The 17,837-nt window shown below is 49.2% G+C and carries 28 protein-coding genes; all 28 read left to right on the top strand.

Translation table 11 applies throughout. The features are described from left to right. The first annotated feature begins 395 nt into the window (after window positions 1-395). The 28 genes from PGU50_RS15765 (at window position 396) to PGU50_RS15630 (ending at window position 17,771) form a co-directional block, all read left to right on the top strand. Entirely contained in the window at window positions 396-665 is a 270-nt protein-coding gene (locus tag PGU50_RS15765; RefSeq protein WP_118218847.1) for a hypothetical protein, read from the top strand. A 261-nt stretch (window positions 666-926) separates the two neighbouring features. Next, window positions 927-1,559 (top strand): hypothetical protein, encoded by a 633-nt coding sequence (locus PGU50_RS15760; RefSeq protein WP_270247389.1) that lies wholly within the window; start codon window positions 927-929, stop codon window positions 1,557-1,559. Window positions 1,560-1,677: 118 nt separating this feature from the next. After that, window positions 1,678-1,950 carry a hypothetical protein gene (locus PGU50_RS15755; protein ID WP_118218843.1) on the top strand — a complete coding sequence of 91 codons (273 nt, stop codon included), beginning with the start codon at window positions 1,678-1,680 and terminating at the stop codon, window positions 1,948-1,950. Between the two features lie 150 nt (window positions 1,951-2,100). Further along, entirely contained in the window at window positions 2,101-2,256 is a 156-nt protein-coding gene (locus PGU50_RS15750; protein WP_182451001.1) for a hypothetical protein, read from the top strand. 70 nt (window positions 2,257-2,326) lie between these two features. After that, complete coding sequence (locus PGU50_RS15745; RefSeq protein WP_118218841.1) at window positions 2,327-2,614, top strand: hypothetical protein; 288 nt, start codon at window positions 2,327-2,329, stop codon at window positions 2,612-2,614. Window positions 2,615-2,733: 119 nt separating this feature from the next. Then, complete coding sequence (locus PGU50_RS15740) at window positions 2,734-3,027, top strand: hypothetical protein (RefSeq protein WP_118218839.1); 294 nt, start codon at window positions 2,734-2,736, stop codon at window positions 3,025-3,027. A gap of 419 nt (window positions 3,028-3,446) precedes the next feature. Beyond that, the gene (locus PGU50_RS15735; protein WP_118218835.1) at window positions 3,447-3,629 is read left to right on the top strand and encodes a hypothetical protein; all 183 of its coding nucleotides are present in this window, start codon (window positions 3,447-3,449) and stop codon (window positions 3,627-3,629) included. A gap of 492 nt (window positions 3,630-4,121) precedes the next feature. Beyond that, window positions 4,122-4,463, top strand: a complete 342-nt coding sequence (locus PGU50_RS15730; RefSeq protein ID WP_118218833.1) for a single-stranded DNA-binding protein — start codon at window positions 4,122-4,124, stop codon at window positions 4,461-4,463. A gap of 249 nt (window positions 4,464-4,712) precedes the next feature. Beyond that, the gene (locus PGU50_RS15725; RefSeq protein ID WP_270247388.1) at window positions 4,713-5,231 is read left to right on the top strand and encodes a hypothetical protein; all 519 of its coding nucleotides are present in this window, start codon (window positions 4,713-4,715) and stop codon (window positions 5,229-5,231) included. A 154-nt stretch (window positions 5,232-5,385) separates the two neighbouring features. Then, window positions 5,386-5,673 (top strand): hypothetical protein, encoded by a 288-nt coding sequence (locus PGU50_RS15720; protein WP_270247386.1) that lies wholly within the window; start codon window positions 5,386-5,388, stop codon window positions 5,671-5,673. A 486-nt stretch (window positions 5,674-6,159) separates the two neighbouring features. After that, window positions 6,160-6,873 carry a DUF2786 domain-containing protein gene (locus tag PGU50_RS15715; protein WP_118218825.1) on the top strand — a complete coding sequence of 238 codons (714 nt, stop codon included), beginning with the start codon at window positions 6,160-6,162 and terminating at the stop codon, window positions 6,871-6,873. A gap of 63 nt (window positions 6,874-6,936) precedes the next feature. Continuing rightward, window positions 6,937-7,215, top strand: coding sequence for a DUF5983 family protein (locus tag PGU50_RS15710; RefSeq protein ID WP_118218823.1), 279 nt, complete (start codon window positions 6,937-6,939; stop codon window positions 7,213-7,215). 366 nt (window positions 7,216-7,581) lie between these two features. After that, window positions 7,582-7,803 (top strand): hypothetical protein, encoded by a 222-nt coding sequence (locus PGU50_RS15705; protein WP_270247383.1) that lies wholly within the window; start codon window positions 7,582-7,584, stop codon window positions 7,801-7,803. Window positions 7,804-7,831: 28 nt separating this feature from the next. Beyond that, entirely contained in the window at window positions 7,832-8,242 is a 411-nt protein-coding gene (locus PGU50_RS15700) for a hypothetical protein (RefSeq protein WP_118218819.1), read from the top strand. A 111-nt stretch (window positions 8,243-8,353) separates the two neighbouring features. Continuing rightward, window positions 8,354-8,896: a hypothetical protein gene (locus tag PGU50_RS15695; protein WP_270247381.1), complete on the top strand. Its 543-nt coding sequence runs from the start codon at window positions 8,354-8,356 to the stop codon at window positions 8,894-8,896. Window positions 8,897-9,072: 176 nt separating this feature from the next. Then, window positions 9,073-9,621 carry a hypothetical protein gene (locus tag PGU50_RS15690; RefSeq protein WP_270247380.1) on the top strand — a complete coding sequence of 183 codons (549 nt, stop codon included), beginning with the start codon at window positions 9,073-9,075 and terminating at the stop codon, window positions 9,619-9,621. A 143-nt stretch (window positions 9,622-9,764) separates the two neighbouring features. After that, window positions 9,765-10,349, top strand: coding sequence for a hypothetical protein (locus PGU50_RS15685; protein ID WP_270247379.1), 585 nt, complete (start codon window positions 9,765-9,767; stop codon window positions 10,347-10,349). Window positions 10,350-10,407: 58 nt separating this feature from the next. After that, window positions 10,408-10,584, top strand: a complete 177-nt coding sequence (locus tag PGU50_RS15680) for a hypothetical protein (RefSeq protein WP_270247378.1) — start codon at window positions 10,408-10,410, stop codon at window positions 10,582-10,584. Window positions 10,585-10,977: 393 nt separating this feature from the next. Beyond that, window positions 10,978-11,403, top strand: a complete 426-nt coding sequence (locus PGU50_RS15675) for a hypothetical protein (RefSeq protein ID WP_215634420.1) — start codon at window positions 10,978-10,980, stop codon at window positions 11,401-11,403. Between the two features lie 246 nt (window positions 11,404-11,649). Next, window positions 11,650-11,802 (top strand): hypothetical protein, encoded by a 153-nt coding sequence (locus tag PGU50_RS15670; protein WP_173826424.1) that lies wholly within the window; start codon window positions 11,650-11,652, stop codon window positions 11,800-11,802. Window positions 11,803-11,857: 55 nt separating this feature from the next. Then, window positions 11,858-12,034, top strand: a complete 177-nt coding sequence (locus tag PGU50_RS15665; protein WP_158571920.1) for a hypothetical protein — start codon at window positions 11,858-11,860, stop codon at window positions 12,032-12,034. A gap of 120 nt (window positions 12,035-12,154) precedes the next feature. After that, entirely contained in the window at window positions 12,155-12,976 is an 822-nt protein-coding gene (locus tag PGU50_RS15660) for a helix-turn-helix transcriptional regulator (protein ID WP_147357708.1), read from the top strand. Window positions 12,977-12,997: 21 nt separating this feature from the next. Then, entirely contained in the window at window positions 12,998-13,558 is a 561-nt protein-coding gene (locus PGU50_RS15655) for a hypothetical protein (RefSeq protein WP_118199879.1), read from the top strand. Window positions 13,559-13,716: 158 nt separating this feature from the next. After that, window positions 13,717-13,938 carry a hypothetical protein gene (locus PGU50_RS15650; RefSeq protein WP_118199878.1) on the top strand — a complete coding sequence of 74 codons (222 nt, stop codon included), beginning with the start codon at window positions 13,717-13,719 and terminating at the stop codon, window positions 13,936-13,938. A gap of 70 nt (window positions 13,939-14,008) precedes the next feature. Next, on the top strand, window positions 14,009-14,266 hold the full coding sequence (locus tag PGU50_RS15645; RefSeq protein WP_118199877.1) for a hypothetical protein: 258 nt from the start codon (window positions 14,009-14,011) through the stop codon (window positions 14,264-14,266). 309 nt (window positions 14,267-14,575) lie between these two features. Continuing rightward, window positions 14,576-14,902, top strand: coding sequence for a hypothetical protein (locus PGU50_RS15640; protein WP_173826426.1), 327 nt, complete (start codon window positions 14,576-14,578; stop codon window positions 14,900-14,902). 115 nt (window positions 14,903-15,017) lie between these two features. Continuing rightward, a complete protein-coding gene (locus PGU50_RS15635; RefSeq protein WP_173700105.1) occupies window positions 15,018-15,875 on the top strand; it encodes a hypothetical protein in 858 nt (285 codons plus the stop codon). A gap of 108 nt (window positions 15,876-15,983) precedes the next feature. Continuing rightward, window positions 15,984-17,771, top strand: a complete 1,788-nt coding sequence (locus PGU50_RS15630; RefSeq protein ID WP_270247376.1) for a hypothetical protein — start codon at window positions 15,984-15,986, stop codon at window positions 17,769-17,771. Window positions 17,772-17,837 lie beyond the last annotated feature (66 nt).

The following is a 17,837-nucleotide window of genomic DNA, read 5'->3' as shown; positions in this document are numbered from 1 at the left end:
CGTCCGAATTGAGCGGTTTCCCCTATTTCGAGGTTTTGAAAAATCCGTATCGGCAAATCCGATACTTTTTAATGAGTCCGCTATCGCGGACAGGGGGCGAGTTTCCGACAAATCCAACAGCGCTATGAGCCTCACCCAGGGGCTCTCCGCGCCATTGAAATTGTCGAAAACTCGCCTACTTCGTCGTAACGATAGCAGCCGATGGCTCACGCTCCGCGTGACCACGCGCACCATCCACAATCCACTGGGAATGGTGTAAGAGAGAACTCAGGAAGATAAAGAGGGTCAATTCTCGGTCGGGCCGGAAATCATTTCAGAAAATCGCTATTCTCGGTAATTATACTACGGTACTATGGTATACTTTAACCACGTTAAGCACAGGGAAAGGAACTGATATGTGCAAGCCTATTTACGCTATCGACACGCCCGCTGGTCGGATCGGGATTTTCGAGGGCGATGAGAGTGAGGACTATCACGGCATCAGGATTTTCTGGATTGACGAAAACGATGCGGTGATCGACCTCATTGCCATGGTTGAGGGGGAGAGTGCAAAACACCTTGAGTGCAACTATCCCGCGTTTGTGACTTACGGGTATCGAGCAGATGCAGAAGAGCCGACTCCAGTTCCATTTTTTGTTAAATCGGCTGTTGCTAAAAGCGAGTAGGCAATCTGGCCTGTGCGCTTTAGCGCAATCGAGCAATGAATGCAGTGTAGGTGGGGCGATGTTCTATCTGTTTACAGAAGTTACCTTCGACAACTATCTTATGAAATGCGATAAGGCATTGTCGGATTGATATAAAGACCTTGAAGGGCGATCTGGAACGGTCGCCCTTTTTGATTAAACATTTTCTCATTCTCGCTAATTGTACTACGGTACTATGGTATACTAACCTTACGTTAGGCGAACGGGAGAAAGGAACCCGAAATGGCAACTGATGTTACAGGAGTAGAGAACGTTATGGGGGAAGTCGCCCTTTTTTGGCAGCTTCGCAAGTTTCAATTTATCGAGGAAGCCACTGATTTTTGGATGAACGCTGTTGCTCCGAAAGAGTGCTTCGGTGACGAAGATCCCGACCTTGATACGACGCTCTTACTCAATCAGTTCTTTACTGAATGGCTTCTGTTTGAGATGCCCTATCAGGAGAGCACTCTTGTTGGGATAACGGCGCTGCGTGACGAAATCAGCGCGGAATCGAGGAATGTGCTGAAACAGATTGCCGAGACGCAGCGTTTCAGCTCGTTCAAGATGCAGTGGCTCAATCCAGATACCTCTATGGTGCAGTTGCGCGATGTATATAGCGGGAAATGCTATATCGTGGAAAGCGCACATCTTGCCGATAAGACCGGTTGGCTAGAAGGTACGGTTTCTTGCCGTATTGCCTATGTTGACGGGGGTTGGTGCTGCCCGGGACAGGTGTTTTTGCACGATGGGGCCGATTGGAACGAGGTCGATCAGAGCAATTACGTTTCGGCTGATACATATGGCTATTATGTCGGACTGTGTCGTGAAGTTCTCGGGCGGGATGGAAAATATCGTAAAAGCCTTCGCGTGCACTGATTTTTTTAAAAAGGGGAGATCTCGTTTGGTCTCCCCTATTTTTCATCTATTGATGCATGTACTACGGTACTATGGTATACTAACCTTACATTAAGCGTACGGAAGAAAGGAACCTGGGATGTATATTCTAGTCAACTACACGAAAGAATGGGGAATTGCGGAAGTGGGCAGGTTCGACACGTGGCAGGATGCCGCAAGGGAAATTGCCAAGGGTATTCGAAATGTCTTTGGGATTGAAGTCGATATTGATGAGTTTCTTTCACGAGAGCGAGATTATGATAACGGCGATTATCGCATGAATGAAAAGGGCTGTCGAATTTGGTTTGATAACTATACTTGTTACTGTGAGGGGGATAGCCATAAAGATGAATGGTTGATTTTGCCTGTCTGACGCTTTGGAATTAAATACCAGCAGAGTAGTTTGTGGCGATCGGCAACGGTCGCCCTTTTTGTTTAAGCTATTTTTCATTCTCGTTAGTTATACTACGGTACTATGGTATACTAACCTTACGTTAAACGAACGGGAGAAAGGACCTCGAATATGATTGACGTCAACGAAATCAACCTTGATGCGATCCGCTCGACAATTACGTTTCTATCTGAGAACGAGGAGTACGGGGATGATTGGTCGACGGAGATTGCAACCTTAGATAAGGTGATCGATTTCTGCCTTGAGCATGGTCACAGGGACGAATAGGCAGACATTGGATAGGGCAGCTTATCAGGATGTTCCATCTTACGGTAAGTTTCGGGTGAAAGGCTGATACATGGAAAGGGTAATCGGATATACGGAGTCGTTCTGGGTATCTGCGATGCAGTTTATTGCTGAGTGTACTGCGAAGAGAAAGGAGATTCTTGATGCCGCGAAGGACACAGCGGATGATACAGAGCTTCCCGATATAGAAGCGCTTGTAGATGATGCACTTTCCTTCGGTCCGGACGAGGATGGACTATGTTTCAATTGTTGGGGTGTGACTGATAACTATGAATCCGATCGTCCGTTTGCCTGTGTGGTGATTGATTACGGGGAGGGAATCATTTTAGACGCTGCATAGGAAAAGGGCGATCGGCAACGGTCGCCCTTTTTGGTGGAAAAATCTTATCTTATCCGTAGTACTACGGTATTGTGGTATACTAACCTTATGTTAAGCTGGCGGGAAGAAAGGAACCCGAAATGAAAAAAAGCGTGATGTATTCCGAGACGCGGACGTGGTTTTTCGATCTGGATATGGCAGAGGGAGCGGATCTGGACGAGGTAATGAGTGTCTTGAGGGGTACGGATGGGTTTTATCGCTATGTTGATGATGGCATGTCAGAAGAGATTGAGTGCGAGTGGAGTGACGTGTCGGAGGACTGGAATGGGGACGATGATTCGGATTATACCGAGGAGTTCCGCGAGGTTGCCGAAAGGGAGCTTGATGGGAAGGAAAGGCATATGGTATTGTCTGCGCTCGTGAAAAAGGGCTGATAGTGTAACGATGGACGGCATTTCGGAAAGCGAGGTGCCGTTTTTATTTTTCAAGGCGGAGGATCGAGTGCAAGGGCTTTTCACATCAAAACTTTGGTTTCTCGGCGATAGTACTATGTCGCTGTGGTATTATAGTACTACTACATAATACCAATTCGAACACGGAGATTGCGATGGATGTCACTTGGCTGGTTGATGAATATCTCGGTAATGGCAAGGTAAGGCACGCGGCGTTCAGTTCGAAGAGACGTGCGGTCGAGGTCGCGGAAAGGAGCTGTGATCATTCGAGCAAGGTGATTCTTGTTGAATGGACGTATTGCCGTCCCCTGAGCGCCCAACAGCTATTTCCTGTTAGGACGGATCCTGTTGTGTATGAAAGTTCCTCGGTTTACGCGATTTCCTAGAGACGGAGTTACATCATGAAGGACGTAATCAAGCGCAAGACTGCAATCAACGCCAAGGGCTTTACCGGAGTTTACGGCTGTACGGATTTTGTCGGTGCGGGTCATTCCGGTCGGATTGCAGACGAGAAGCGCAAAGAAAAGCGCCGCGCTAGGCGTTCCGTGAAACAGGCACTTCATCAGGGTGTCTATGATTTTTAAGGGTTTTAGTCAGGCGGTGCTGACAGGACGATTGATTTGTTCCGTCAGCACCGTTTTTTTGTAGAAGGGTAATTCGTACTTGTAATTCTGAAGGATTTCCATCGAGTCCGCTACCGCGGACAGGGGGCGAGTTTCCGACAAATCCAACAGCGCTACGAGCCTCACCCAGGGACTCTCCGCGCCATTGAAATTGTCGAAAACTCGCCGACTTGCTCCGAAAGACCCCAGCCGGCGGCTCACGCTCCGCGTGACCACGGCGACAAACACAAATATTCGGAAGGTTGTAAAGAGGGCACGGAAGAAAGGATTGAATGGTGATCTATAGTGAGTAAGCACTATACCTGCAAACATTTATCGGCGATCGGGCTGTTGCGTACGTGATCTGTTTGGATGTTTCTTTATTTTGGTTCAATTTGATATTTACGGTCTTGGTACTACGGTATTATGGTATACTAGTAGCTGCAAGCGACCCCACAAGGGAAAGGAAATGAAATGTCTATCAACCACGTCACCGTTTCCGGCAACCTCACGCGCGATCCTGAGGTTCGCACGACCGCGAGCGGCAAGCCCGTCATGTCGCTTGGCATTGCCGTGAACGACCGCCGCCGCAACCCCGAGACGGGTGAGTGGGAGGAGTTCCCCAACTTCTTCAATTGCACCATGTTCGGCACGCGAGGTGAGCAGCTTGGCGAACTTCTTGCTAAGGGTGATAAGGTCGTGATCGAGGGAAGCCTTCGCTACAGCCAGTGGGAGACGAAGGACGGCGAGCGCCGTTCAAATATCGAAATCATCATCGAAGAGGTCGAGTTCTTGCGTATTCACGCGTTCGAGTAACGTTTGCAGTGTAGACGGAGCGAGGTTCGGAAATGGAATAAGATTTACATGGGGCGATCGGCAACGGTCGCCCTTTTTGTTTAAGCTATTTCTCATTCTCGATGGTTATACTATCGTACTATGGTATACTATAGTTACGTTAAGCGAACGGGAGAAAGGAACCCGAATATGAGCCATGCTATCAACTATGCGGTGTATGAGCGAAACGTATCGCGTAAGGCGGTTCTCGCGGAGATACAGGAGGAAGTCATGCATGAGGACTGGCAAGAGGGAGGTTGGTATCCAGACAGTCAGTTAAAGTGGCATGAGGATCATGTTTTTGAAACAAGGGAAGACGCGGAGAGGTTTTTAGAGAGATATGAGGGCGAATATGACGACCATGCTGTGCTGTTCCGCAATACGGATCGCATCACTCTAAAGAAGTCTGCGGAGGAAACCAAGCTTGAGGAACGGCTGAATCGCCTTAAGGCAGAACTATCGGCAATTGAAGGTGGGGCTGCTATCTCGAATCGCAAGTCGGCTTTTATCGGTTGTCCGTCTTGCGGAAGTAAGCTCGAAAGGGTGGGACTTTACAGGAAGTTTGGAAATGTCTGTCCGATTTGCAGTACCGACCTTCGCAGCAAGACCGACCGTAACCGGGTCGCCGCGAAGAAGAAAGGCATCCGTGAGACCGAAAAGCGCTTGGAGCAGAAACGGTATGAAATGAAGGTGAAGGCGTCTAGGAGTGCGCCGATCTGCTGGCTCGTCAAATACGAGTACCATGTCTAATTCAAAGAACGGGGTAGCCGATTATCGGTTGTCCCGTTCTTTTTTAGGAGGTTATAACCTGATTTTTCGTTGGAAATTAAGTTCATGAATGTCAGTACTACGGTACTATGATATACTTTAATAACGTTAAGCGAACGGGAGAAGGGAACCAGAAATGACAGAAGCAGAACTCCGCGCTATGATTGATGAAGGTAAGCCACTTAGCGAGATCGCATCGGAAATGGCAGATGGGGAGTATGACGTTTGCAGTCGTGAAACCCTCTTGAGCTATGCGATTAGTGAGATCGAAAACGATAGGCTGTTTCTTGCACGTCATATTCTTGACGCGGTGGATAGTGGCGAGTATGCAGATTTCTATTTCTATGACATAACGATGGGAACGCTTGACACGCCCTTGGCGATTGAGGGCATCGGGGATCTTGTTGACCATATCGCCGAGTAGTTGAAATAAAGGGCGATCGGCTGCAAACACCATTTGCTATTGGACGCGAAGAACCCGTATAGCAATTTATAGGTTAGTGATATATAGAACGGAGAAAAAATGCTTGCACACATTTATCGTGCGGATGGGCGAGAGGAAGATATTGAACTCGATTATTGCTACAGTGACGAGGAAGTGGCTATTGCCGTTTGCGAGGACGGGGACTTTGGTAGCGGCGATCGGGCTATTGTGTGCGTTACCAGATGGGATAGCACACGGCAGCGGTTCAGGCACCGCATGGTTCGTGTTGCGGTAAAGGGCAATGAGATTCATCTCGTTTCCAATACCGTTGATCGTTTCGTTGGCACGATTGAATGACAAGGTTCTTAAATAGGCATCCGGTTGGGTGCCTATTTATTTTGGTTCAATTTGCTATTTACGGTCTTAGTACTACGGCACTATGATATACTTAAACCACGTTAAGCGGACGGGAGAAAGGAACCCGAAATGGCAACGGTGAACGACAAGATTAAGAAGATCCTCGCTATGATTGACGGAGCCACAACGGAGGGCGAAGCACGAGCGGCATCCCTTGCGCTTCAGCGTCTTCTTGTAGCCAATGACATGACGCTTGACGAGATTTCATTATCCGATGATGCACCCGAGATCAATGAGACGGGCGAAGATGTCGGTAAGCGCGTGGCGATCTGGGTGAAGGCGCTGGCGTATGTCATTGCCAGCAACTATCGTTGTGAGTCCTATTTTCATGTACGCCATGAGCGTGATTTTTGGACGAATCGTCAAAAGATTACGAGCAAGCAGATTGTTTTCGTTGGCGAAGCAGAGGACAGCGTGGTTGCGGCAGGTTGTTTTCGTGCCACTAGGCATGCGATCGAGAGGTGCTTTACGTCATATGTGGATCGCCGTTTCCGTGAGACTGGCGAGCGCATCGGAAAGCAAAGCGGAAGCAAGAACAGCTATTGTCTCGGTTTCGTTGAGGGCTTGAAACAGGCTTACGGCGAGCAGGTGGCGGCGGACGAGTCTTTCGCGCTTGCGGTTGTCGTTCCCGAGAGTGTCACCCGTTTCATCAACGAACAGCACGACATTAAGACGGAGCCGAAGCAGCGCTATATCGTCTCGCAGGATACATCCATCCATGATGCAGGAGCCGAAGATGGATACGGTTACGGTAAGGGAGACCGAATTGCCGATGTGGCCTAACTGATATAAGGGTAGAGGGGATCGCCCCTCTACCTGATCATGTTCATAGGAGGTTCTCATATTATGGGAGTTTGCAAGTATCTCGATCTTTCGACCTCGCATCTAAGCGCGATGGGGAGACTGTTTCTCGCTAATCCGGAGAAGTTCGAGAAAGAGGGAGAGGTGGTTGTCTGCCCGAAAAGTTACGGGTGGATTATTCTCTACTGGGAAAATGTCTACGGGAAGGACATCCCAGCTTGCCTACAGGACATTTTCAGGTTAGCGGATAAGGAGAATTGCAATTTAGTGGTTCTCGATCGGGACGCAGACGTATTGCCGTCTTTGCCTACATATAGTTGGTAATTATACTGGGCGATCCGAATAGGAGCCCAGTATTTTTTTGCGAGTCCGCTAGCGCGGACAGGGGGCGAGTTTCCGACAAATCCAACAGCGCTACGAGCCTCACCCAGGGACTCTCCGCGCCATTGAAATTGTCGAAAACTCGCCGACTTGGTCCGAAAGACCCCAGCCGACGGCTCACGCTCCGCGTGACCGCGGCGATAAACACAAACTCTTGTAAGGTCTTAAAGAGACATCCGGGAGACGGAGGGTCTATTTTGCGTCCTGAGAAGGAAAATCTTTTCGGGAAGATTGTTTTTCCGTTATTGGTACTACGGTACTATGGTATACTATAGGAACGTTAAGCGAGCGGGAGAAAGGTATCTGAATATGTCTATCAACCAGACGTCTATTACCAAAGCAGACTGTCTCAAAGCTGCAAAGTCTCTCAGGGCATGGGAGGAAGACGATTTTATTGACGAGGATCCTATGGCACTTCTCGCATGGCGGGTGCTTGGCTTCCCGTCTGGAGAGGAATTCAAGGTCAATGACGTTTTTAATCGTCTTGCCGATTTTATTGATCCAGACCGTGCCGCCGTCTGGGATTTTTAGGTAGATCGAAGAAGAAAGGAACGCGAACATGAGTTGCGATATTGTTTCAGATCTTACGATTTCGGCGATTGTTTGTGCGATGGCTGGAACTGAATATGGGGCGGCAGGTCTGCACGATGAGGATGATGGAACTTTCTATAGCGCTGCGACATGCAGTCAGAAAGTTGGGCAAATGCTACTTGATGCAAATTTTGCATCCGTGAACGAGCGTTACAATGAGAACGCTCCCGTTCGAGTTTTCAAGATGAAAAGCAAACCTGATGGGGATCCTTTTACACTTGGGGAGCGGTATGGCTGTATTACAAGCTACGAAAACCAAACCTGTACTGCACCTGGGTACAATGAATCGGAAATTCACTGCGTCCTTTCTCATGTTAAGGATGATCTGGCCGAGAAAATGATTGTAAGGCTCGGCGATCAGCCGTCTGGAGGATTATAAGTCTGAGAGGTTGTCTATTTATTTAGGCTAATTTGATATTTCTGGTTTTGGTACTACGGTACTATGGTATACTATAGGAACGTTAAGCGAGCGGGAGAAAGGAACCCGAACATGTCTATCAACCACGCTACCATCGGTATCCCAACTTTTGGTCGGCTTCAGACGGCTGTAAAGGCTCTGGGATATGATGTTTTCGACTGTATTGACCATGCAAAAAAGGCTGGTGTGGCGGATTGGATGGATCCTGATGCACTCCGTTATGCCCGTGAGTTTGTCCCGTTCATCGAAGAGGTCGCTCCGAAGGGAAAACTGTCCCTCGGGACGAAAGTTTGGTTCAAGTGTCTCAACTATAGCAGTGGCACGCGCCACGGCGCGTGCGGTGCTATGTGTTTCACTTGGGGAGACAAGTCGCATAGCTTGACGCTTAAGCATAATGATCCCAACTACGATCACGAATGGGTTGTAGTGATGGACAGCACCGAGCGTGTGGAGCGACTGAAAACGCCAGAAGAAAGGAATCTTCCGAGCCTTATCGGACACATTCCAGGCGAAAATGATAAGTACACCTTTGACGAGCGAACTCTAACCGATAGGAAAATCTTCGAGACCGATGATTTCGATGATCTCCTTGACTGGTTCGAAGCCGATTTTTAATTTCAGTCTGTGTATCAGGGCATCTTCAAAATTGGAGGTGCCTTTTTCTTATTCTCAGTCTTGATACTACGGTACTATGGTATACTGTAGGAACGTTAAGCGAACGGGAGGAAAGGAACCCGAACATGCCGAACTGGTGCAGCACTTTTCTTGAGATCGAGACGGGAGACGAAAGCTTGGCCAAGAAAGTCTCGGATAAGATTGAATCTTGGTGCCATGAATGCGGAGTAGAAAACGGATTCGGTGATAGCTGGCTTGGGAATATAGCCGTTAATTCCAGCGCGTTTTCAAATTATTCGGATGTCAGTTGTCGAGGTACGTTAGAGGAAGTGCGGGTAGAGGGGACGAAAGTCCATTGTATTGTGTATAGCGCCTGGGCACCGCAATTGGGAGCGATTGTATGTGGGGTAAACCATGCCTTTCCCGAGGAAACTTTTGAATATCATTACGATGCTGAGGAACCAGGCTGCTGTTTTTACTATACGAATCGCAGTGAACTAGTTGGTCAGTATCACGTTGATACTTTCGGCATTGAAAATGAAGCACTGCTTGAACAAATCGGTGACGGGCAATATGATGCAGACCGCAAATGGCTGACTGGTATCTTGCAGAAGTTTTATCGGTCGCATGAATCACTGGAAATTCTCATAGATCGTGTTGAGGATGAAGAGGGGGGATGTATCACCCGTTGGGAGTTTGAACCTATCGGTTCATACATAGAATAAGTGGATAGGTTGGGCGTCTGCAATTTTGCAGGCGCCCTTTTCAGTACGGGGAAATTTATTCAATTGCGCAATTTTACCAAGGTGACGCCGTAGTATTGTGGTATGATAGTATCACGTTAAGCCCCAACAGGAAGGAACTAACAATGGGTACGCGCGGTCTGTACGGATTCCATAAGAACGGGATCGACAAGTTGACCTACAACCATCTTGACAGCTATCCCGATTGGCTTGGGAAGAAGATTGTCGAGTTTTGCAAATGTGCAGGCAGGGACGGAATGAACTCACTGTTTGACCATATTGAGCTGGTGTCTGAGGATGCCATGCCGAGCCCGAAGCAGATCGAGTATTGCATGGAGCACGATTTGGGTGTTGACGGTGGCGACTGGTATTGGACTTTGCGTCCAAACCAAGGTTGTCCCGAGAATTGGTTGCCCTTTATTGATAGCGGATCGAAGGTCTACATGATTGACAACTCGTCTTTCATTAAGGATTCGCTGTTCTGTGAGTACGCATATATTGTCAATTTAGACACGGATCAGCTCGAATTCTATTGTGGTTTTCAGCACAAGCCTGACGAGACGAACCGTTACGGATGTGAGGAAGATCAGGGGTATTATCCGTGTCGTATGGTGGCGTGTTTTCCTCTTGACGTCATTGCCCATGGCACGGTGGAAGAGATCGTCAAGCAGATGAACCGTGCTGACCATCAAGACGATGAAGAGGCGTAGTGACCGATAGCGCCCAGATTATGGGCGCTATTTTTATTGATGGATTGAGGGGAAATAAATGCCTAGCGTTGTTATTGAGCTTGTGAACGGTTCCATCGCTGCCGTTTATGGTAGCAATCCTGATATAGAGGTCACAGTCGAGAACGGAAATATAGAGCTTACGGATGAACAGGAGAGTGAGATCGAGCTGGAAGTAGCGATGCATCCGTTCATACTCTACCGTAAGGAAGATTAAAGAGAAATCTGAGGGCGATCGGTAACGGTCGCCCATTTTTGTATCGGCGATGCCGATTTTTGGTGAGTCCGCTGGCGCGGACAGGGGGCGAGTTTCCGACAAATCCAACAGCGCTACGAGCCTCACCCAGGGACTCTCCGCGCCATTGAAATTGTCGAAAACTCGCCGACTTGCTTCGAAAGACCCCAGCCGACGGCTCACGCTTCGCGTGACCGCGCGCACCATCCGTAATTCACTTGAAAATCTTAAAAGGTACATCAGGGAAAAGGAAGGTCGGTTTTAGCGACCTGAACAGGGAAATCTTTTCAGGAATACCGGTTTTCTCAGCAATGCACCCCTGTCCACTATGGTATACTATAGGAACGTTAAGCGAACGGGAGGAAAGGAACTGAAATGGGTTATTACGTTCGCATCGAGGAAACCGCTTCGAACTTCAAGATTAAGAAGGAGAATTTCGAACGCGGTTATGAAATCGTCTGCGACCTCAACAGGCACGACTACCTCAAGCACGGCGGGAAGTTCGGCGGCGACCCGACGCCTAAGCCTGCAGATTCCAAGTCGTGTGCCGGCAATCCAGACGTCTGGTTCTCGTGGATGCCTTGGAACTATGACGAGCTGTGCGGCAATCTTGTTGAAGTTCTCGAAATGGTCGGTTTCGGGGTCGAATTTGACGACGCCGGAAACATTTCCGGATTGTCGTATGACGACAAGACGGGGTGCGAGGAAACTTTTCTCAACGCCTTGAAGCCCGTTATCGAGGAAGGGTCTTATCTCACGTGGGTAGGCGAGGAAGGAGGGGAATGGGGAATGGTTTTCTAGCCTGTCGAGGAAAGGGCGACCGATAACGGCCGCCCTTCTTTGTATCGGCGATGCCGATTTTTGGTCGAGCCCGCTAGCGCGGACAGGGGGCGAGTTTCCGACAAATCCAACAGCGCTACGAGCCTTACCCAGGGACTCTCCGCGCCATTGAAATTGTCGAAAACTCGCCGACTTACTCCGAAAGACCCCAGCCGACGGCTCACGCTTTGCGTGACCGCGGCGGCAAGTGATGGAGGCAGGAGAAAAATGAAGAAAATCGATCACGGAGTGTGTTGCCTATCGAAGCCGCCGAACCCTCTGGTCTCCACAATGGGAAGGGGTGAGGCGATTCCGTTTCTTTCAAAGCTGATCATCAAGTTGTTAGCAGACAGGCTGAGCGTCTATTATTTAGAGCAATAGTACCGTGATATTGTGGTATACTTTAAACACGTTAAGCGCAGGGAAAGGAACTGACATGTTTACCGAAAATACAGTTTGGAAAGCCGTGGAGCGGCTGCTCAACGCCAATGTCGCCCTCGACTGCGACGGATTAAGTCCGTACGTATCCGGTTACGTCAACGGATACAATGATGCTTTAGTCAATTTGCTCAACGCGCTGAATATTGAGCATGATTTTCACCATTTTGATTAGGTTTCTGTTGCGGGACGATCGTAATGGTCGTCCCGTTTCTAAGCAGATACTTTTTCATAGTGCGAGCCGGTACTACTGTACTATGGTATACTATACCTATACGTAAACAAGAGAAAGGATGTGGCGATGGGGACGAATTTTGCGGTCGCGCCCGGTGAATATCTACAGGAGTGGATCGATGGCAACGGAATGTCCGTTGGGGAGTTTGCGGTAGAGTTGGGCGTTACTGTTGCCGAGATTGAAGATCTCCTGACTGGAAAGGAAGCCATCGGAAGGGAAATTGCCTGTCAGCTCGAACGGGTCACCTCTATTCCATCTGACAGCTGGATCCGGTTCGAGCTGAAATATCGTGAGGACCTGAAACGGATGTCCGTCGGATCAGAGGAATCCCGCACTTCCTCCATTCATGACGAGCTTGCGAGTCTTTTCAGGCAAGGAGGTCGGTCATGGGTGCCGGTTTATCTACTGATGAGGGACGTGTCGGAAAACGAGCTGTATAAACCGGAATACAGTTCATTTTCCGCTTGGCTTAAAGACGAGGCGGCACGATGCGGCGTAACGGAGACCTTGTTGTGGCAGCGCAAAAGTGCCGGCGATTTCTATCATGAGTGGTCTAGCGGAAAAACAGGTGTACCGAGTCTCGAAGATGGAAAACATCTGTCTGAGCTAAATCTTAACCTCGTGCGCAAGATTGCAAAAATCGATCCTTCCCGTGGCGACGAGTTGATGTATGAAATGATCGAAGCCGGTTTAAGCACGAAGATGCTCCGAAGTGAATGGCGGGCAGTCAGGAGCCATGAGGACGGCAAGGGCATCGGCGATGCTACGAAAACGTGTTATGCCGATGCAGTTGGAAGAAAGATTTCATGCTCCGATTCGGAGACTTTCGAAGAAATCGTTAATATCCTGCGATCCACAGGATATGAGGTTTGCGGCGTTTAGCGAAAGGAAAGGAAGGTTGATATGGCCAATTGGATTAAAGCCATATATTTCGTAGTTATTTTGGCTTGGGTGATTTACGTGTTGAGTGACGATGCGGTGAAGTACAAGTCATTCCCAAGGCGATTCGGTCTGTCTGTCGCTCTGACTGTCATCATAGGATTGGCCGGCTTTGCTTTATGGCATGCAGTTGTTCCTACGAGTATCAAATTGCTCAGCGAAGATTCCGAGGTCGCTGAGAGCCATTCCCTGGCTTCGCTCAAGACCGGATCTCACCTCGACGGCAAGGCGGCGCTCTCCTTCGGCTACCTCACGGAACAGGATGAGTACGTCGTGATGATGAGACAGGATGATGGAGGCTATCGTAGAAAGAGCTACCCTGCCGATGGAACGGTGGTGTATGAGGATGCGGAAGCCGATGATGCGAGAGTCGAAGTAGTCGATCAATATGTGGTCATCCGTGAAACCCACGAGTTTCCTATAGTAGGTGAGTGGACACGTGATCGGCGAAAGTTCTTAAAGTGCGAGATACGTATCCATGTCCCCGCGGGAAGCATCGCACAGGGCGAATATGACATTTCCTAGCTGTTTGCAAATGCAGCAGAGTCCGTAAAATAAAGATTTTGAATGGCGATCGGTGACGGTCGCCATTTTTGTTTAAACTATTTTTTTTCTCGTTGGTCATACTACGGTATTGTGGTACGATAGCCTTACGTTAGGCGGTTTACAGAAAGGGTTATTCCATGTCCGATAAGTGCATTTTTTTGGAAACCATGTTCGATGACTTCACCCCAGATTCCGTGAGTCGTGAGGAGCTGATTTCCATCCTTCTCGACGATCTTATGGTTGTCGCAAGGGATAACCTGTCGATCGAGTATCTTGAGAATGGCGGGGATGAGGAGGAAGCGCTCAAGTCGTTCAATGTTGAGATGCGCAAAAACCTTGAGAAGCGAATCATCGCGTAGTTAAGCACCAAGTGCCCGGCGCTAAAGTATCTGGTGTCTGGCGCTTGATAGATTGGAGTAAAGAGACAGCATGGCACAGAAGACTTTTTTCGCTGTCAAGGATTTAGATGGCGACGGGAAGCACTATTGCGCGGTTGCTTTTGAGAGCAAGTTGGCGCGGGAAGCTTTCTGCGAGCTGAATGGATATGAACCGGTCTTGGTCAAGTGGGCACTCGATAATCTTGCTGTGAGTGTCTACAACGATATCCGACACTACCCGAATATCATCGTAGACAACTCCTTGCGCAAACCGATCGGGTTTGTTCTTGAAGACGGTTCGATTAGCTAGGATGCGGCACGGTAGGGTGAAGTTGGTGAGTTTCACTACGTACATATTTGACCTAGCTTGTGAAGGGGAAGCAGAAATGCATCCCCTTTTTTTAGAAATCAATCAGCGACCGTAGGGAGCGGATCATAGGTGCCGTCAGGCACCGCATGAATAGCGTATTGTAAGCAAATCGTCGTTCGCATCGCTTGCTCGTGACGTTCAAGGTTTGTTGCGGAGAGTTATCAAGTATGATTTTCAACTTTTTCTGCAATAGTACTAGGATACTATGGTATACTAACCTTACGTTAAGTGAACGGGAGAAAGGAACCCATGATGAACGGTAAGCATCGCGCCCCGAGAACGTATACGCATATTGAGAAGATTCGTATCATGAATGACGTTATCGTATTCATGTTTGGATGCATGACGCTTGTCTGCGAGATCAGGGTGGGTAGTTTCCTGTTTTTCGAGATGAATGTGCTCCTACTTCTTCTGGGAACGGCCGAGATCTGCCTTGCATGTTTCATGTACTACCAGGAGTTTATGCTTCCCGAAGTTAAGGCGTGTCGCGAGCGCGAAGCAAAGCGCCGCGCCGAACGCCTTATGCGTCAGGCTGAACGCGACATCCGTAAAGAGTGGGCCCTCTACGACAAGTAAGGCTCTGAAGAAAGAATCGATTCAAAAAGGAGTTCGGGCGAGCGGGCTCCTTTTTCGTTAACGATATATTGCACTATGGTATATTGGTACTATCCGATTATAGGAAAGGAGCTTTATGTATGGAAAGCGGTTTGTGACCGGTGATCGACAGAAAGCCTGCCTGTTTGAACAAAAGGGTTCATATATGGCGAGCATCAAGGATTCAAATGGGCAATTCAAGACGTTGCAGCTTGGAACCAATCGACCCGTGGCGTTCAAGCAGTTTTTCGCTGCCGCGTCCGCTGCCGGATACGACATGCGGTCCGTTGCCAAGGAGCAGGGAGTAGATCCGGAGGTGAAGCTGAATCGAGAGCAGCGCCGGAAGCTTGAAAAGGAAAACCGCCATATGAGCAATAAGGCAAAGAACCGAAAGCAAAGTGAAAGGCTGCCTGAAAGCGAAATGAGCGGACGGGAGGCACAAAAGCAACCTCCTGCTCCACAGGAACCTGAGGCTCTATGCGTGCTTGAACATGGATGCTTGACAAGACACCAGACGTCTCACGGTAGGTTTCTTTTCACCTACGCGCCGGCAGACGGCAGTGACGAGGTGGTCAAGAGTGTTCGCGGGCGACGCTCTGAGATCGTCGCCAGTTTCAATGAGTGGTACGCGGAGCAGGAAAAAGCTCATGAGGAGTCGCCTAAATGCCCTGCAAAAGTCTCATGCGGACATGAGGCTGATTCTGTAAGTTCAGATGCGAAAAAGGAGAATTCCGTTATGTCTGGAAAGGAACGCAACGACACGGAAAACAAGATCGACTCGACAGACGAGACCGTGTTTTCGATTATGGCAAACGGTCCGGAAAGCTCGAAACCGATCATGGCGTTCCGAAGTAGAGAAGATGCAGCTTATTTTCTAGAGTGTCTTCAGCAGGCATCGGGAATAATGGGAGGGGATACCACCTACAGTATCGTTGATCTCATTTTAAAGAATTGAAGGAATTGGGAGCGGAGAGGGCAACCGCCGCTCGCCCTCTGTTCCGGCAAGACGGAGGTTTCGTGTGGAACGGAAAAGAAAGCACCAGCCGTGCTGGAGACGGCCGGATTGGATTCAGCCGTTCTCGATGCGGGTATAGCCGCCCAGCAGCTTCAACTGGTAAATGCGATCGTAGACGAGGACAGACAATACGCGACACGCTTGACGATCACCAGAACCGACAATGAAAATGTCAGTGAGTCGGTGATCTCGACTGTCATATCCTGGCTAATGAAAAAAAAGGTCCTATCGAAAGAGCACTGTGATTCTTTCCGAGAGGGTACCTATTCGACACCTGATGGTTGGAATGGAACAACTGAACTTGAACAGGGAAAGACCGCCCTTGCATCAAAGCGCAACAGTGGCGTCCCGGGCTGTGTCGTGTGGGCGATGGAACTTGACGAGCAGGATCACAGATTGATCTACGGCCGTTGGCATACGAGGCTCGGTATTATCGGAAATGCCGATTCCTGTATCGTCAACATCCAATTGAGCCGTTATATCGTCAGGGGGTTCATTGGGGAGGCTGCGCCGCCGATACCGTCTACGCCGCGGATCGTGAAGATGCTTTTTAGCGATGAGGCGAACGTCGTTCGCGTTGGCTCGACTTTTTTGAACGATAAGCCGATATACCTGACTTCCGAGACATTGACGAGCAAGTTCATACCGGATCTGACCGATCCGAATCGAACTCTTTCCTTAATCTTAATCACCACCGACGAAGAATCGAAACTGCCGGTCAGGAACCTGAAAAATCTGACCAAGCAGCTTTTCGGGATGGCAGATATATATGTCCTTGACTGGCACGACCGTGCCCTTATGGACACTTATCGAGAGGCATTTCTGAAGAACACACCGGCTTATGATTACGGCATAGAATGCTCAAGCCTGAAGATTTACTGTAAGCCGGTCGATCTCACGGTCCCAGCTGACAATGAAATGGGAATGGCTTATGCCAAGTATCTGATCGATCGATATACGCGGCACGGTGAAAACCGATTCATAAATGTCCTTCGTCAGGGGATCTGCCGTGCGAGCGACAGGGTGGCTGGGGATATCCTGAGTATCGCCGATGTCCGATGGTTAGATGGAATCGATGAGGCCAAACGCCTCAGTTCACGGATTAAGAAGCTGAAGCAGCGGGTGAAAGGCGATTCCGGTGGAAACGAAACGGTCGATTCGCTTCGCGATGAGATAAGCGGTCTTCAAAAGGATATCGCGGACTGGGAGGAAATTGCGAGCGAGCTGGAGACTTCGAATTCGGAGGCGGCTGCAAAAATCGACATGCTCACGCGCGATGCGATGCGACTTGAAAACGAGAAGAGGGCCGTCGAGCGTAAGCTCGAAATGACGGAGCTCGAGCAGCTAAACGCCAATGCGTTGAACGGCATCCGCAAGGCGCTTACGGTAGTGCCTGAAAACCTTACACAGCTGCTTGATTTGGCGAAGGTGCTCTATTCGGACAGAATCGTGATTCTTCCCGATGCCTACAGGAGCGCCAAGAAATTTGACGGCATTTTGACGGAAGAGTGGGAAATCTTGGTTGCCGTCGCGACGACGCTCTGGGATCTATGTTTTAAGGAGACGGTGAACGACAGGCTTGGTTCTGAGTTCAAGAAACGGACCGGATATGAGCTGGCTCGCGGAGAGTCTGGAACGACTTGTGCCATGCCCAACTTGATGAAGCTCCGCAAGCGGATGTACAAAGGCAATGAGATCGATATCTCGCCGCATGTCAAGGGAAGGAACATCAAGGCCGCCTTCCGGCTCCACTTCTATATCGACAGGGATGAGGAGAAGATCGTGATCGGCCACGCGGGGGAGCACATGGATACCGCAGGGACTCCACGTCGATAACCCCCCTTTCACAAGAAGGTGCAATCTGTTAATTGTCCAGATTGTACCTTCTTTTATGTTTCTGCG

This window comes from Coprococcus sp. AM11-30B (genome assembly GCF_027674365.1).
In the GTDB taxonomy this organism is placed as follows: domain Bacteria; phylum Bacillota; class Clostridia; order Lachnospirales; family Lachnospiraceae; genus Allocoprococcus; species Allocoprococcus comes.
Note: the sequence above shows the minus strand (reverse complement) of the source record. Positions and strands in the feature narration are given on the sequence as shown.

Excerpts from the sequence above, each read along its gene's own strand:
- PGU50_RS15750 (WP_182451001.1), top strand. The coding sequence starts at position 2,101 with ATGATTGACGTCAACGAAATCAACCTTGATGCGATCCGCTCGACAATT.
- PGU50_RS15645 (WP_118199877.1), top strand. The coding sequence starts at position 14,009 with ATGGCACAGAAGACTTTTTTCGCTGTCAAGGATTTAGATGGCGACGGG.
- PGU50_RS15685 (WP_270247379.1), top strand. The coding sequence starts at position 9,765 with ATGGGTACGCGCGGTCTGTACGGATTCCATAAGAACGGGATCGACAAG.
- PGU50_RS15755 (WP_118218843.1), top strand. The coding sequence starts at position 1,678 with ATGTATATTCTAGTCAACTACACGAAAGAATGGGGAATTGCGGAAGTG.
- PGU50_RS15640 (WP_173826426.1), top strand. The coding sequence starts at position 14,576 with ATGATGAACGGTAAGCATCGCGCCCCGAGAACGTATACGCATATTGAG.
- PGU50_RS15665 (WP_158571920.1), top strand. The coding sequence starts at position 11,858 with ATGTTTACCGAAAATACAGTTTGGAAAGCCGTGGAGCGGCTGCTCAAC.
- PGU50_RS15635 (WP_173700105.1), top strand. The coding sequence starts at position 15,018 with ATGTATGGAAAGCGGTTTGTGACCGGTGATCGACAGAAAGCCTGCCTG.
- PGU50_RS15725 (WP_270247388.1), top strand. The coding sequence starts at position 4,713 with ATGCATGAGGACTGGCAAGAGGGAGGTTGGTATCCAGACAGTCAGTTA.
- PGU50_RS15730 (WP_118218833.1), top strand. The coding sequence starts at position 4,122 with ATGTCTATCAACCACGTCACCGTTTCCGGCAACCTCACGCGCGATCCT.
- PGU50_RS15720 (WP_270247386.1), top strand. The coding sequence starts at position 5,386 with ATGACAGAAGCAGAACTCCGCGCTATGATTGATGAAGGTAAGCCACTT.
- PGU50_RS15650 (WP_118199878.1), top strand. The coding sequence starts at position 13,717 with ATGTCCGATAAGTGCATTTTTTTGGAAACCATGTTCGATGACTTCACC.
- PGU50_RS15675 (WP_215634420.1), top strand. The coding sequence starts at position 10,978 with ATGGGTTATTACGTTCGCATCGAGGAAACCGCTTCGAACTTCAAGATT.
- PGU50_RS15695 (WP_270247381.1), top strand. The coding sequence starts at position 8,354 with ATGTCTATCAACCACGCTACCATCGGTATCCCAACTTTTGGTCGGCTT.
- PGU50_RS15715 (WP_118218825.1), top strand. The coding sequence starts at position 6,160 with ATGGCAACGGTGAACGACAAGATTAAGAAGATCCTCGCTATGATTGAC.
- PGU50_RS15735 (WP_118218835.1), top strand. The coding sequence starts at position 3,447 with ATGAAGGACGTAATCAAGCGCAAGACTGCAATCAACGCCAAGGGCTTT.
- PGU50_RS15705 (WP_270247383.1), top strand. The coding sequence starts at position 7,582 with ATGTCTATCAACCAGACGTCTATTACCAAAGCAGACTGTCTCAAAGCT.
- PGU50_RS15710 (WP_118218823.1), top strand. The coding sequence starts at position 6,937 with ATGGGAGTTTGCAAGTATCTCGATCTTTCGACCTCGCATCTAAGCGCG.
- PGU50_RS15680 (WP_270247378.1), top strand. The coding sequence starts at position 10,408 with ATGCCTAGCGTTGTTATTGAGCTTGTGAACGGTTCCATCGCTGCCGTT.
- PGU50_RS15765 (WP_118218847.1), top strand. The coding sequence starts at position 396 with ATGTGCAAGCCTATTTACGCTATCGACACGCCCGCTGGTCGGATCGGG.
- PGU50_RS15670 (WP_173826424.1), top strand. The coding sequence starts at position 11,650 with ATGAAGAAAATCGATCACGGAGTGTGTTGCCTATCGAAGCCGCCGAAC.
- PGU50_RS15760 (WP_270247389.1), top strand. The coding sequence starts at position 927 with ATGGCAACTGATGTTACAGGAGTAGAGAACGTTATGGGGGAAGTCGCC.
- PGU50_RS15745 (WP_118218841.1), top strand. The coding sequence starts at position 2,327 with ATGGAAAGGGTAATCGGATATACGGAGTCGTTCTGGGTATCTGCGATG.
- PGU50_RS15655 (WP_118199879.1), top strand. The coding sequence starts at position 12,998 with ATGGCCAATTGGATTAAAGCCATATATTTCGTAGTTATTTTGGCTTGG.
- PGU50_RS15700 (WP_118218819.1), top strand. The coding sequence starts at position 7,832 with ATGAGTTGCGATATTGTTTCAGATCTTACGATTTCGGCGATTGTTTGT.
- PGU50_RS15740 (WP_118218839.1), top strand. The coding sequence starts at position 2,734 with ATGAAAAAAAGCGTGATGTATTCCGAGACGCGGACGTGGTTTTTCGAT.